Here is a 13,406-nt window from a genome sequence, read left to right as displayed (position 1 = left end):
CTCAATTCATTAATTATTGTGGGTTCCTTCGTTATTCCTTATAAAGGATTACGGCGCTCCATCTTAAAAATAGAAAAGGAAAAGGAGGCCTCCCTTAGATATACACTTGCTGGAACAAGTGTACGGAAGCATCCCCCCTAACAACATGGTCATTGTGTCAGACTATGCGCTGGTTGAGAAGAAGTGCTGGAGCAGGCCATCCTACTTCGCCGAGAAGTGCCGGGACGTAGCGTCGCACAGCTTATCCGGATTCTCGAATGGGAAGGCCGCATTCAGCGCGGAGAAATATCAAGCGCAGTACACTGCAAGAGCGTCTTTCCGCCCGCGGCTACAGTACGCGCCATATGCGCATGTACGCGGAATCGGGCGTTGCCGCTAGACGCTTCCAGCAACGACATCGTAATCGCCTGTGGCATTCGGACATCAAGTATGGGCCGTACTTGCCCATCGGTCCCGGCGGCGCCATGAAGCAAGTGTTCCTGGTGACGTTCATCGACGACGCAACAAGGTATGTGCTGCATGGCGCGTTCTACCCCGTCATGGATCAGACCATCGTCGAGGATTGCTTTCGCCGGGCTATTCAGAAGTTCGGCTTGCCAGAGTCGGTGTACTTCGACAACGGCAAGCAATACCGTACGAAATGGATGACGAGGGCCTGTTCCAAGCTTGGTATTCGCCTCCTGTTCGCCAAGCCCTACTCGCCAGAGGCAACCGGGAAGATCGAGCGATTTAATCGTGTAGTGGATTCCTTCTTAAGCGAAGCTGCGCTCGAGAAACCAAAGACGGTCGAGCGGCTGAATGAATTATTCGAGGTGTGGCTCTCTGAATGTTATCAGATCAAAGCACACTCGGCACTGGCGGATCGCTGTAGTCCGGAAACCGCCTATCGCAGCGACAAGAAGGCACTCCGCTTCGTAGATCCGAACGATTTGGCCACGGCCTTCGTTCACTGCGAGACGCGCAAGGTGGACAAGTCCGGCTGCATCAGCTTCATGGATCGCAAGTACGAAGTGGGCCTGGCATTCATCGGCCGCACGGTCGGCGTCGTCTACGACCCCGTAGACATCGTCGAGCTTACCATTGAGTATGAGGGACATGCGCCATGGCGCGTTCGTGAGCTCATCATTGGTGAAAGAGCAGGCAAACGCCCGCCGTTGCCGGAGCATCTCGGCAAAGCACCGGCAGATGAATCGCGGTTGCTCGCGGCAGCTGAGGAACAAAGCGCTTCGCGCAGGGCACAGCAGGCGCAGGCCGTCGCCTATCGCCAGGTAAGCAGGGAGGGCGGCCATGTTTGAGACGTTCTATGGATTAAATCGTTCGCCCTCTCTAGAGACATGCCGACAGGCGAATTGTACGAATCGGTGATTCTGGAAGAGACGCTTGGGCGGTTGACCTACGCCGCACAGCGGCAGTGGTTCGCCGTCGTCACCGGCGATTGTGGAACAGGCAAGACGACAACCATCCGTCGTTTCGCAGATCGGCTGGACAGCGCGACGTACAAGGTGCTCTATCTATCGGACTCGAAGCTCACGCCGCGGCATTTCTACAAAGGACTGCTTGAGCAGTTGGGCTGCGAGTCGAAGTTCTACCGCGGTGATGCCAAACGTCAGTTGCACCGCGAGATTGAGCTCATGCGAGGCATTCATCGACTGCAGCCAGTTGTCGTCGTGGACGAAGCGCATTTACTGGATCGGGAGATGCTCGAGGAAGTCCGTTTCCTGCTCAACTTCAAGATGGACGCGCAAAGCCCAATGGCGCTCATTCTGGTTGGGCAGAGTGAGCTATGGGATCGCCTCGGGCTACAGGCATATGCGGCGATAAGGCAGCGAATTGACCTGCAATGCAAGCTGCCGCACTTTGATCGAGAACAGACCGGAGCCTATATTCAACGTCACATGGCATACGCCGGTGCTGATCATGATATCTTTTCAGAGGGCGCGATCGACGACATTTATCGCTTCTCAAGCGGTGCTGCAAGGTTGATCAATAAGGCATGTACGCACAGCTTGATCTACGTTGCGCAGAACAAACATCGCATTATCGACGATCATATGATCATAACACCGTATTTACGCATAGGGGCGTTGGCCACTCGGTCCGGCAGAAGTATGAAGTAGACTCGATGTTACAATTGGCAGTAACAGAGGGGGAGATTCAGCCAGACACATCCGCACCACTGGTGGGACGTTGTGAAAATGGGGGATTCTAACAAGAAGCTAAAACAGGAAGTTGTATTTTCGCTTTCCGTGAAGAATTCTGCGGATTTCCACAGTATCATTCAAAACTACATAAAAAACTAAATACGGATCAACAACTAACATTCTGTAATTCAAGGTTTGCAGTCTGATATCATTCGGAATAGCACCGCTATTTGGAAACATCTCTAATACAGAGATAGATTGATCTAACTTGTTTGCCATCGATAAAGCCGCATCCGGATTGTCAAGCATGATATAATGGATGATATTGGATAAGTCTTCTTCAGCAATTGGCAGGTATTCGATTTTATATTTCTTTTCCATGGATTTGTCTCCGCAGATTTTCCATTACTTCTTCATGGCTCTTTCTTGGAGCACCCTCGTTACTTTGTTTTTCAGCTACAGCGAGCTTCTGGTACAGTTCAATTAACGCCATTTGCTTTTCATATGTTGCATGACTCATCACGACAAGATCGCTTACCCCGTTTTTTGTGATAAAAATTGGTTCTCCATCTTGATGTGCAATTTCGGAAATCAAATTGAAGTTGTTTCTTAAATCAGAGATAGGACGAATCGTAGGCATGATCATCACCTCAATTGTTTTGTTGGTATTAATTATATCATAATTATGATAATTAATACATGAAGGAAGGGTACTTATGTAAGTTAATTCAGAAGCTCCTGACTTCATATATAATCGCATTAATGAAAGACAAAGGCTTCAAAGCCGTTTTTGGCCTTGCAGTCGAGAATAAAATATTGAAACAACTCGTCGAAGCTTCGTAAATACAAGAAACTCGGCGCCTGAAGTCCCTCCAAAAAGCAACTCCTCAGCGGCCGAGCGCCACTGGCGTTCCTTTCAAATCAGGGGAGAAAGAGCGAATGATGAGAGAAGAACATGCGACAATGCTTTAGCACAAACACCGGTAGTAGCCGCCAAACTCACCGTTCCCCGTATGGCTGCTCGATGCTTGACATCGATCGGATCCAAGAAGGCCTTCGGAACAAGGCCGTTTTGCTATGCGCTCCCGCCGGCTTCGGCAAGTCCGTCTTGTTGCAGCAGTGGGCGGAACAAGCCGCGGAGCAGCCGGCCTGGTTTTCCGTCGACCGATCGGATAACGATATCGCGCGGTTCTGGCATCATACGATTCGCGCGATCGATTTCGTTCATCCAGGCTTTAAGGAAAGAGCCGGCGACATCGTCCGGCCCATTCGGCTTCATCCTTCCCGGCCGGAAGCGGTATTATCACCGCTGCTAAGCGAGCTTCGGCAGTTGCAACGCCCGCTCGTATTCGTACTGGACGATTTCCACGCGATCACGGATTCCGCGCTGTTAACCTCCTTCGCTTATTTCCTTGAACATTTGCCCAACCGTGTGCGTCTCATTCTCTCCGGCAGGACGTGGCCTGCCATACCTTGCCTGCCCGACTGCGGAACGGTCGAACGGATCGGCGCCGAGGAACTCCGGTTCACCGCGCGGGAGAGCGGCGATTTCTTTTCGACAGTTATGGAGATTCAATTGTCTCGGGAAGAGAAGGACCGATGGGTTCGGCGCACGGAGGGTTGGGAGGCGACGATGAAGCTGGCTGCGCTGCACGTGCGGCTAGAACCGCCGGCCGCCGCTCCGCCGATTCGTCCGTTCTCCGGCGGTTCCCATCTGCTGGAGCAATATATCCTGGAGGAAGTGTTTGGCCCGCAAAGCGAGCCAATCCAACGATTTCTACTGGACTGTTCCATCCTGAAGCGAATGAATGCGTCGTTGTGCGAGGCAGTGAGCGGGAATGCGGCCAGCGGGGCAATTCTGGAGCAGTTGGAGCGTGGACAGCTTTTTATCATGGCGTTGGATCCGCGGAAGGAATGGTTTCGTTTCGGCCATTTGTTCGCGGAGTTTTTGCGTCAACGGCTGGAACGGCTGGAGCCGGAGCGGGCCTCCAAACTGCTTGAAGCCGCCGGCAGGTGGTGCGAACAGGAAGGCTGGAAGGAAGAGGCGCTGGACTATTATTTGGCCGGCAAGCATGATGATCGGGCGATTCGCTTGCTCGAAGGGATCTTACTGAACAACGGCAGAGTCATCGCTTGGGGAGCCAACGTGTCCGGGCAATCGATCGTGCCTCCCCAAGCGGAACACGGCGTCATCGCCATTGCTGCCGGGGAGGCTCAATCTCTGGCTCTGAAGGCCGATGGAAGCGTACTCGCGTGGGGATGGAACGATTCGGGGCAAACGATCGTTCCGGCAGAGGCGCAATCCGGGGTTACCGCTATCGCGGCAGGCAGGGAGCATTCGCTGGCTTTAAAAGACGGCGGCGTCATCGCTTGGGGAAGCAGTTCCGGCGGAAAAACCAGCGTTCCCGTCGCCGCGTAAAGCGGAGTAACCGCAATTGCGGCAGGCGACGCCCACTCCCTCGCTTTGAAAACGGACGGCACCGTTGTAGCCTGGGGGAATCGGGAGAGGCTGGTCAGCCGGGCCATTCGGCTTGTGACGGATCGGGAATCGGAGCTTCTGAAACAGATCACCGTAAGCTTGTTTCTTCATAACGGGACGATCGAACAGGAGCGATATCATCTCGGTTTGTATGGGTTCAACGATGAAACATCGGATTGGACAGAGATGAACAACATTACCGTTAATCGGGACGAAGGCGTCATTAGCGGTACGATCGGCCGATTTGCCGCAATTGCGGCAAATCGGCCGATAGAGGAAACGGAAGAAGAGCAACAAAACCCGCAGCCTGATGTTCGTCTGAACGATATCGCCGGTCATTGGGCGGAAGCCGGCATACGGCAGGCCGTGGAAAAAGGAAATGTTGCCGGCTATCCTGACGGCTCCTTCCGGCCGAATCGGACGGTGACGCGCGCAGAATTTGTGGTTATGCTAATGGGGGCGTTGAAATGGAATGGAGAAGAAGATGAGCTTGCTTATTGATAGAGGATGTTTCTTAAATAGCCGATATATATTTAGGGGGTGCAAAATTCGCGCTCCTTAGTTGAATTGGTTATGATAAAAAAAATCATCTTTAGGAGGAAAAAATATGAAAAAAGCATTATTGGTAGGTATGGCCGTATTAACTCTCATATCGGCTCAAGCGTCTATTGGGCCACAATCCGCAAAGGCTGCACTCTCCGACGATATCAAGAACACAACCGAAACAGGTAATGATGCGGTAAAAGGGGCGATCGATAAGGTCGTGCAGAAGTTCAAAGACATCACGGGGCACTGGGCAGAATCCAGTATCATTCAAGCCATAAAGCGGGGATACGTCGATGGTTTTCCAGACGGTAACTTCCTCCCTAACAACAACGTAACTCGAGCAGAATTCGTTAAAATGACAGTATCTGCTTTGGAGCTGAAGGTCGGATCAGCCTCAGGAAGTTGGTATACGCCGTATGTAACAGCTGCCGAAACAGCAGGTATCTATAAATCCGGAGACTTTAATGATGCGGATTGGACAAAGCCGATGACCCGTGAGGAAATGTCCAAAGTCGCGGTTCGAGCACTCGGAATCACAGGTGTTGAAGATAAGCAGTGGATGTACATGGCTACAAAGAATGGAATTATCTCCGGCACCGCTCCTGGCGTTATTTCCCCAGAGGGGACGACAACTCGCGCTCAGGCAATTACTGTTATTGAACGTGTTTTGTCAGTGAAAGATGGTAAGACACTAGAGGCCGATAAGTATGCTGTCGCGGCTGCTGAATTGTACTGGCACAAAACCAATATCTTTTCAGTTGCAGAAGAAATCTTTAATGGTCCGAAAAACACTAATAACAACTTTGGCATTCGTTCCTGGAAAGAATCAAATCTAACTGTTTCAGCACCGAATGGCTCTGTTCAAGGTCGTGTAAATAGCTTGATCGCAATTGATTGGAACGACCCTAAAGATCCAAACCGCAAGTTGCTTCCTGCTAAAGATAAATTGTTCTGGCCCTATGGTGGGGAAGAAGTACCATTCACAGACAACCTGGAAGTCTATATCTTGGTACTTGATTCCGAGCTAACAGTTAATAAGAATCCTCAAGGATATAGAACGAACAGACTCGCTCTCTCAGTTTACGGATACGATGGACCATCAAGCAAAGACAAACTCACCGAAGCAATGCCTATTCGCTCGAAGGATTCCAACAAGGAAGTATACGGCTTAGTGATACCAAAAAGCGGATTTTCCCATGATGGATCATTGCGGGTTGGGGTAGAAACAATTACTGCTGGAGCTCCTGTCTACCAAAGCAGATTAGCACAATCCAAGCTTTAATTAAGTAAGGAAGTGGTCCTATGAAAGAGATTATAGAATATAAAATGAAGGGGACTGGATATGAATACGGCGGACTTCTTTTCTCAGATAAGTCTTCACTATGACAAAACCAATTGAAATCCCCGAAAAACCGGGCAAAATCATAAAAAAACTTGAATGGTTGAATAAGTCTGGTGAGGTACTCCGAACAGCTGCAATTCCTTCTGGGAAACTGTGTCCGCACAGATGCAAAAAAACCGGTTTTGTTCACAATTAGCGGATTCTCTGTCCGAACAGTTCGGGGCGAAAGGGCAAGAGGATAGGCCTCACACTAGTTGTACGAAATACAATTATACGCCGATCTCCGTAAGCTTCTTCAGCAATAGAATGCCGAAGGCGTTTTTCTTATGGTTCAGGGGGAACTGGTGAATAAGAGAGCGATAGGCAAGACGGCGCTTGTCCGCCGCTTCGGGCATCTCATCCGCGGGGAAGGCGCATTCATCTCCAGCGGGTTCGGCCCGCATCGGTCGGATGAACCGTATGAGCCGCTCGTGCGGGCGCTCCGGCAGTTGGTTCAGCGAATGCTTGGAGAAAGCGAGCGGCAGCTGAACCGATGGAGGCGCAAGCTGCGAAGGACGCTAGGGGCAGGCAGCTCCTGGCTGCTGCAGCGTATTCCGGAGCTGCGCGTGCTCCTTGGCCAAGCCCGGACGTCTGCGGTCGGCACGGCCTTATCCGAAGCTGAGGGGGCGCGGCAGTTCAAGGCTGCTTTTCTCCAACTGATCCGCATTTGCTGCAGCGGCAAGCAGCCCCTGATTCTATTCTTCGACGATATTCATCGGGCGGATGCAGCCATGCGGGAGCTGCTCGCCGCCGTTGCAGCGGACCCGAGAGGGCGCGGACTGCTGATCATTGCCGCCTGGCGCGATGAGGAGCAGGACAACCAGCCGGATGATGACTCGTCGAACGCGATGCGGCTTGCCCCCGATACGGTTCTGATCGGGCTTGAGCCATTGTCGCCTGGTTTCCCTTACGCCAGAGATTATGATGTGAGCAGGTTTCGAGTGGAAAGGACGAGAGGCGAGTGAACGACCGCCGGGTACGAAAAGATTGAAATCGGAGATGTCGGATTCGTCGACTGGACGCAGAAAATGCTCGGTAACAAAAAAGAACGCTGTTTGATTAGCGGGATCGGCATCGACAGATTGTTGATGATGTAAGCAACAAACTCTTTCGGAAAGGAGCGTCTAGATGGGGAACATCGACAAAAGAAATAGGCTCGGCGACGAGAAGATGGCCAAGAGGAGTAACCTATGATCGAACTCGAGGAGGCAGCAGATTGAAGACATCGTTGAAGGTTGCGTTTCTTCTCCTTATCTGCGCGCTGCTCATGTTGGGCTGCCAGAACGGAAACAAGGAGCCGTTTTTGTTTTTCAATGACGATCAGGGCGAGACGATCTTAACGAATCGGGATCTGACCACGATGAAAGTGATTTCCCTTATACATGAGAAAGGAAGCCGCGGGTTCTATATCGTTTTTAAGGATGATAATCGATTGGAAGAACTGACGAGACAACAATTAAATCGAACGATCGATGCTTATTACCATGAGGAGTTGATTTTCTCTTCGGAAATTACACAGATTATTCGCGGAGATAATGTTACCTTTAATGAGTTATCGGATGAAGTATTGGCAACAATCGAAACCATCCTCCAAGAAATCTGAGGGAGCATCCCTGCTACGATTTCTCCGAAAGCTCGATCAGACGATAGAGATAGCCAACCCCGCGCATACGCAGCCGGTTGATCCCGTTGAGATACGACAGCGAATTCTTGGCGACCCGGCGCGCCTGCTCAAGATTGTTATGGTCCAGCTCCTCGATGACTTTTTTAATAATATCCAACGACCAGATCGCCGATCTTAACGTTCTGATGATCAGAATTTGCCGGATTTGCGTTGGACTGAACGTCCGGTATCCGTTGTCCGCGTTACGCCGAACCGTAATCAGTCCCATTTTCTCCCAATGTCGAATCGCGGACGTCGGAATCGACGTCTCCCTCGATACTTCTCCGATCGACATCCATCTCCGCCTTCCCCTGGCGTCCAAGTTTTCCAATTGCTTCGTGTCCAAGACGCTGATCGTTTTCTCGGCCATAAGCTTATCCTTCTGGAGCGAAGCCTGCGCTTCGTTGACCGTCCATAACGCTTCGTCGATTTCGTCGTTGATGATCTTGCGCAGCACGTTGCTCGTTAAGTCCATGCCGAAGCCTGGACTCATCGCCCGAATGCATTCGAAATACGCGACATGGCGCTCGGTATAGATCCGATAACCGTTCGCGCCTCGCTCCACGGGCGGGATGATTCCCCAGTCTTCGTAGTGTCTTAAAGCGCTCGTGCTGATGTTCAGTTTCTTGGCGATATCGATCGGTCTCAGGGCCAGACGGGACACCTCCGCGATAAAAGGATAAGATCACGCTAGCCTATTGTAGACGAAGTCGGAAACTTTGAGAAGATTCTTTAAACTGCACGTGGAAACCTTGAGACTATAGAATGTTGAAATTCAAGGCCGCATATTCCCCAACCTTCTCATTTGCATCAATGTAATAAGATGGAGTTATCTCAATTGGAGGTGGGGCAATGCCACAAGCCGGTTATGCCATTGAAGTGAAAGGTTTGAAAAAATCGTTCGGAAAGGTGGACGTGCTGAAAGGAATCGATCTGCAAGTCGAACGAGGGGCCGTCTATGCGATGCTGGGGCCTAACGGAGCAGGCAAGACGACGCTGGTCAACATCTTGTCCACTTTGCTGCGTCCCGATTCGGGCTGCGCTCGAGTGTTCGGGCTCGACGTTGTCGGAGACGCGGACACGGTCCGCAGCCGCGTCGGCTTGACCGGTCAATTCGCATCCGTAGACGAAGGACTAAGCGGACGCGACAATCTCATGCTGTTCGGACGATTATCGGGTTATTCCGTTAAACAAGCCAGAGCAAGAGCGTCCGAGCTGCTGGACGCCTTCGACTTGACGGAAGCGGGCGATCGGCCTGCAGGCCGATATTCCGGAGGCATGCGAAGAAGATTGGATATCGCTTCGGCCATGCTGACGACGCCCGATCTGCTGTTCCTGGACGAACCGACGACGGGCCTCGATCCTCGAAGCCGGAACGGCGTATGGGACATCGTCCGAACGTTGGCGTCGCGGGGAACGACCGTCCTGCTCACGACGCAGTATCTGGAAGAAGCGGATCAATTGGCCGATCGTCTCGCCGTCGTCGACGGGGGAACGGTCATCGCCGAAGGGACCGCGGGCGAACTGAAGGCATCGGTCGGCTCGGGCACGATTCACATCCGGCTCGCACGTCCCGATCAGCGCGCAGAGGCGGAACAAGTGCTTCATCGTACGGTTGCCGGCGCCGTTCGTCTGCATTCGGATCCGGCTGCCTTATCGGTTTCGATCTCGGACCCGGAGCTGGCGGCGAACGCGTTGACCGGACTGAACCGGGCCGGTATTCAGACGGTTCAATTCTCGCTGGGTCAGCCGAGCCTGGACGAAGTTTTCCTGGCCTTGACCGGCCATCCGGCAGAAGAAGGAAACGAGGGGGAGATCGAGCGATGAATACCGGCGCGAATTCGAAGCTGTTGCAGGCGCTGTCAATGGGCAATCGTCCGGACAGGCCGAGCGCGCTCCAAGCCGTTCGGACGTTTACGTGGCGGTCTATGCGCAGTACGGTCAATCAGCTTCCGTACCTGGCGATCGACGTGGTGATCTTTCCGGTCATCTTTTTGCTGATCTTCACTTTCATGTTCGGGGGCGCGATCTCCGGTTCGACCGGCAATTACTTGCAGTTCCTGCTGCCGGGCATGCTCGTCTACACGGTGACGACGATGACGGTCTATATCGGCATTACGATCAAGACCGATATGGAACGCGGCGTATTCAACCGGTTTCGCACGCTGCCGTTCTGGCAGCCCGCCGCGATCATCGGTTCGATGCTGACCAATCTGCTGTCCTATGCGGCGGCGCTGGCGACGACGATCGCCATCGGCCTCTTGCTCGGCTTTCGGCCGGAAGCGGGATGGCTCGGCTCGTTGCTGGCGATGCTGTTCGTTATGCTGTACGCGTTCAGCGTCAGCTGGATCTTCGCCTGCATCGGCATCGTCGCCAGGAAAACCGAATCGATCACGAGCATGACCTACATCGTGCTGTATCCGCTCATGTTCACGAGCAACGTGTTCGCCGATACGTCGACGATGCCGGAGTGGCTCGGACGAATCGTCGCGTACAATCCGATCAGCCTCGCATCCGCAGCCGCCCGGGGACTCATGCACGGCGCCGCATCGTTTCAAGACCTTTTCGCGGCGCTAGCGGGAATGCTCTTGATCGGCGTCGTATTCGCACCGCTCGCCTTCCATCTGTACCGGCGGAAGACCGCCCAATAAAACCCATTTCAAGGAGGCAACCATTGAACGATTATATCGAAATCCGGGGCGCCCGGGAAAACAATTTGCAGAACATTGCCCTTCGCATCCCCAAGCATAAGCTCGTCGTCCTGACCGGACCTTCCGGTTCGGGAAAGTCGACGCTTGCCATGGACACGCTGCAGCGCGAGTGCCAGCGGCAATATATGGAGTCGATGGGGATGACGTCGGAGGCATTGCCGAAGCCGAAGGTCGACGCGATCGTCGGCCTTTCCCCTTCGATCAGCGTCGGACAGCACGTCACGAACCGCAATCCGAGATCCACGGTCGGCACCATCACCGACATCCACACGTATTTGAGGGTGATCTACGAGAAGCTGGGCGAGCGGCCTTGCCCGCATTGCGGAACCCGTTTCGTGCCCGGACCGCTCACCGGGGAGGACGCCGCGCATGGCGACGAAGAGGATTCGGGGGGATCTGCCGTGCGCTGCCCTCATTGCCGTCAAGGGATGACGCGATGGACGCGCAGGCATTTCTCGTACAACACGCCCGATGGCGCGTGCGATACGTGCGGCGGTCTCGGCCACACCGTCAGTCTCAATGTCGAAGCCGTATTCGACGAAGAGAAGAGCTTGATGGAAGGATGCGTCACCTTCTGGTATGCGATGGTTAACCAATATCAGGCACCTGTACTGCAAGCCGCGGCGAAGCATTACGGCTTTGAATTCGATCCGAACAAGCCGCTCAAGGCATACGGCGAGGTCGAACGCGATTTGTTGTACTACGGCGTCGAGAGCGAGGCGTTCGGCAAGCATTTTCCGGATGTCAAGCCGCCCAAATCGGTGAACGGAGGCAAATTCGAAGGCGTCGTTACGGGAATTTGGCGAAGGTACAAGGAAAAGGGCGGAGAATCGGGAGAAGCGGCGTTATTTCAAGAGACGACCTGCGAATCGTGCCGGGGCGCCAGACTGAAAGAAGAAATCCGTCAAGTGACGGTAGGAGGCATGTCGATTACCGATTTGTCCGGGAGATCGCTGCAGGACGCGCACGACTGGCTGGAGCGGTTGATGGGCGAGCTGAGGGCGGACGAGAAGGAGCAGGTCGAGACGCTGCTGCACGACTTGACGGTTCGGATGAAACGGATCGTGGACGTCGGGCTGAGCTACCTTTCGCTGAATCGCCAGTCGGTGACGCTCTCCGGCGGAGAAGCCCAGCGTCTTCGGCTCGCCTCTATTCTCGGCTCCGGGCTTACCGGCGTGCTCTATATTCTCGACGAGCCGACCGCGGGGCTTCATCCCCGGGATACGGCGGGCTTGATCGAGGTATTGAAGCAGCTGCGGGATCTGGGCAATACGGTGCTCGTCATCGAGCACGACGTCGAGATGATGCGCGCGGCCGACCATGTAATCGACATGGGTCCCGGAGCGGGAAGCTTCGGCGGACGCGTCGTCGGAGAAGGAACCCTTGAAGATTTAATGAAGGACGAACGATCGGTGACCGGCGCATTTTTGCGGGAATCCGCCCAGGCGAGCCATCCTCGGTACAGGCGACCGGGCAACGGACAGCGGCTGACGATCCGGGACGCGCGCCACCGCAACTTGAAGCATATCGACGTCTCGTTCCCGCTCGGCTGTCTCATCGCGTTGACCGGCGTATCCGGCTCCGGCAAATCGACGCTGCTGTTCGATTTGTTGGCCGCGGGAGGTCAGGACGATCAGAAGCGAAGCGGCTGCGAGAGCATAGCCGGCTTCGGCAATATCGACAACATCGTCACGGTCGACCAGTCGCCGATCGGGAGAATGAGCCGTTCCAACGTCGCGACGTACACCGACGTATTCACCGCCATTCGCAACCTGTATGCGGGACTGCCTGAGGCGAAGCGAGCCGGGCTGACCTCGAAGCATTTCTCGTTCAACACGCCCGGCGGACGCTGCGAGCATTGCCAAGGGCTCGGGGTCGTGCCGATGGATATGTTTTTCCTGCCGGGTCTCGAAGTGCGGTGCCCGGTCTGCCGGGGCAAACGGTTCAAGGAAGAAGTGCTTCGCGTCGCTTACAAGGGGAAGACGATATCCGACATTCTCGATATGACCGTTCAAGAGAGCCTGCCGCTTCTCGACGGGCTGGGCAAGATGGACAGGCAGATCGCGCTGCTGAACGAGGTCGGACTTGGCTACTTGTATTGGGGGCAGTCGATTCCGACGCTGTCGGGAGGAGAAGGTCAACGAATCCAGCTTGCGAAGGAGTTAAGCGGGAAAACGAAACGCCACACGCTCTACCTGCTGGACGAGCCGTCGACCGGACTGCACCCCCGCGACACGCGCCAATTGGTGCTGCTGCTGAACAAGCTCGTCGATGCGGGCAATACCGTCATCGTCGTTGAGCATAACCTCGACGTCATTCGCGAATGCGACTGGATCGTCGATATCGGTCCCGAAGGCGGAGAGGAGGGAGGCCAAATCGTAGCAGAGGGCACGCCGGAAGCGGTTGCCGCGGTCGCCGCCTCCCATACCGGGCGATTTCTGCGAAGAGAGCTGGCGATGTCTTAAAGGATAGCGAAAGGGGGTGC

General features: G+C 54.1%; 12 protein-coding genes and 2 pseudogenes. 11 read left to right on the top strand and 3 right to left on the bottom strand.

The annotated features are described in order from the left end of the window. Nucleotides 1-183: 183 nt before the first annotated feature. Nucleotides 184-1,295, top strand: a pseudogene (locus tag ACFO3S_RS21455) (DDE-type integrase/transposase/recombinase); the annotation flags it as partial. A gap of 66 nt (nt 1,296-1,361) precedes the next feature. Then, the gene (locus ACFO3S_RS21450) at nt 1,362-2,117 is read left to right on the top strand and encodes an ExeA family protein (protein ID WP_378100257.1); all 756 of its coding nucleotides are present in this window, start codon (nt 1,362-1,364) and stop codon (nt 2,115-2,117) included. Nucleotides 2,118-2,216: 99 nt separating this feature from the next. On the opposite strand, the gene ACFO3S_RS21445 is transcribed toward ACFO3S_RS21450, so the two are convergent. Then, complete coding sequence (locus ACFO3S_RS21445) at nt 2,217-2,522, bottom strand: type II toxin-antitoxin system RelE/ParE family toxin (protein ID WP_378100255.1); 306 nt, start codon at nt 2,520-2,522, stop codon at nt 2,217-2,219. After that, entirely contained in the window at nt 2,506-2,781 is a 276-nt protein-coding gene (locus tag ACFO3S_RS21440) for a type II toxin-antitoxin system prevent-host-death family antitoxin (protein ID WP_378100253.1), read from the bottom strand. The genes ACFO3S_RS21445 and ACFO3S_RS21440 overlap by 17 nt, the downstream gene beginning before the upstream one ends. 384 nt (nt 2,782-3,165) lie before the next feature. On the opposite strand from ACFO3S_RS21440, the gene ACFO3S_RS21435 reads away from it, so the two are divergent. From ACFO3S_RS21435 to ACFO3S_RS21410, 6 genes and pseudogenes are all read left to right on the top strand, one after another. Then, a complete protein-coding gene (locus tag ACFO3S_RS21435; protein WP_378100251.1) occupies nt 3,166-4,560 on the top strand; it encodes a winged helix-turn-helix domain-containing protein in 1,395 nt (464 codons plus the stop codon). A gap of 15 nt (nt 4,561-4,575) precedes the next feature. Continuing rightward, nucleotides 4,576-4,632: pseudogene (locus tag ACFO3S_RS21430) on the top strand (hypothetical protein); the annotation flags it as partial. 174 nt (nt 4,633-4,806) lie between these two features. Continuing rightward, complete coding sequence (locus ACFO3S_RS21425; protein WP_378100249.1) at nt 4,807-5,121, top strand: S-layer homology domain-containing protein; 315 nt, start codon at nt 4,807-4,809, stop codon at nt 5,119-5,121. Between the two features lie 106 nt (nt 5,122-5,227). Beyond that, on the top strand, nt 5,228-6,448 hold the full coding sequence (locus ACFO3S_RS21420) for an S-layer homology domain-containing protein (RefSeq protein ID WP_378100247.1): 1,221 nt from the start codon (nt 5,228-5,230) through the stop codon (nt 6,446-6,448). Between the two features lie 404 nt (nt 6,449-6,852). Continuing rightward, on the top strand, nt 6,853-7,512 hold the full coding sequence (locus ACFO3S_RS21415) for an AAA family ATPase (protein WP_378100245.1): 660 nt from the start codon (nt 6,853-6,855) through the stop codon (nt 7,510-7,512). A gap of 251 nt (nt 7,513-7,763) precedes the next feature. Next, nucleotides 7,764-8,150, top strand: coding sequence for a hypothetical protein (locus ACFO3S_RS21410; protein ID WP_378100243.1), 387 nt, complete (start codon nt 7,764-7,766; stop codon nt 8,148-8,150). Between the two features lie 13 nt (nt 8,151-8,163). On the opposite strand, the gene ACFO3S_RS21405 is transcribed toward ACFO3S_RS21410, so the two are convergent. Next, the gene (locus ACFO3S_RS21405) at nt 8,164-8,874 is read right to left on the bottom strand and encodes a MerR family transcriptional regulator (protein WP_378100242.1); all 711 of its coding nucleotides are present in this window, start codon (nt 8,872-8,874) and stop codon (nt 8,164-8,166) included. A 188-nt stretch (nt 8,875-9,062) separates the two neighbouring features. On the opposite strand from ACFO3S_RS21405, the gene ACFO3S_RS21400 reads away from it, so the two are divergent. The 3 genes from ACFO3S_RS21400 to uvrA are packed head-to-tail and all read left to right on the top strand — an operon-like array spanning nt 9,063 to nt 13,386. Further along, on the top strand, nt 9,063-10,037 hold the full coding sequence (locus ACFO3S_RS21400; protein ID WP_378100240.1) for an ATP-binding cassette domain-containing protein: 975 nt from the start codon (nt 9,063-9,065) through the stop codon (nt 10,035-10,037). Continuing rightward, complete coding sequence (locus ACFO3S_RS21395) at nt 10,034-10,861, top strand: ABC transporter permease (protein WP_378100238.1); 828 nt, start codon at nt 10,034-10,036, stop codon at nt 10,859-10,861. The genes ACFO3S_RS21400 and ACFO3S_RS21395 overlap by 4 nt, the downstream gene beginning before the upstream one ends. 23 nt (nt 10,862-10,884) lie before the next feature. After that, complete coding sequence (uvrA, locus tag ACFO3S_RS21390; protein ID WP_378100236.1) at nt 10,885-13,386, top strand: excinuclease ABC subunit UvrA; 2,502 nt, start codon at nt 10,885-10,887, stop codon at nt 13,384-13,386. Nucleotides 13,387-13,406 lie beyond the last annotated feature (20 nt).

Origin of the sequence: Cohnella hongkongensis, from assembly GCF_042654645.1 — a bacterium.
GTDB classification, from domain to species: domain Bacteria; phylum Bacillota; class Bacilli; order Paenibacillales; family Paenibacillaceae; genus Cohnella; species Cohnella hongkongensis.
Note: the sequence above shows the minus strand (reverse complement) of the source record. Positions and strands in the feature narration are given on the sequence as shown.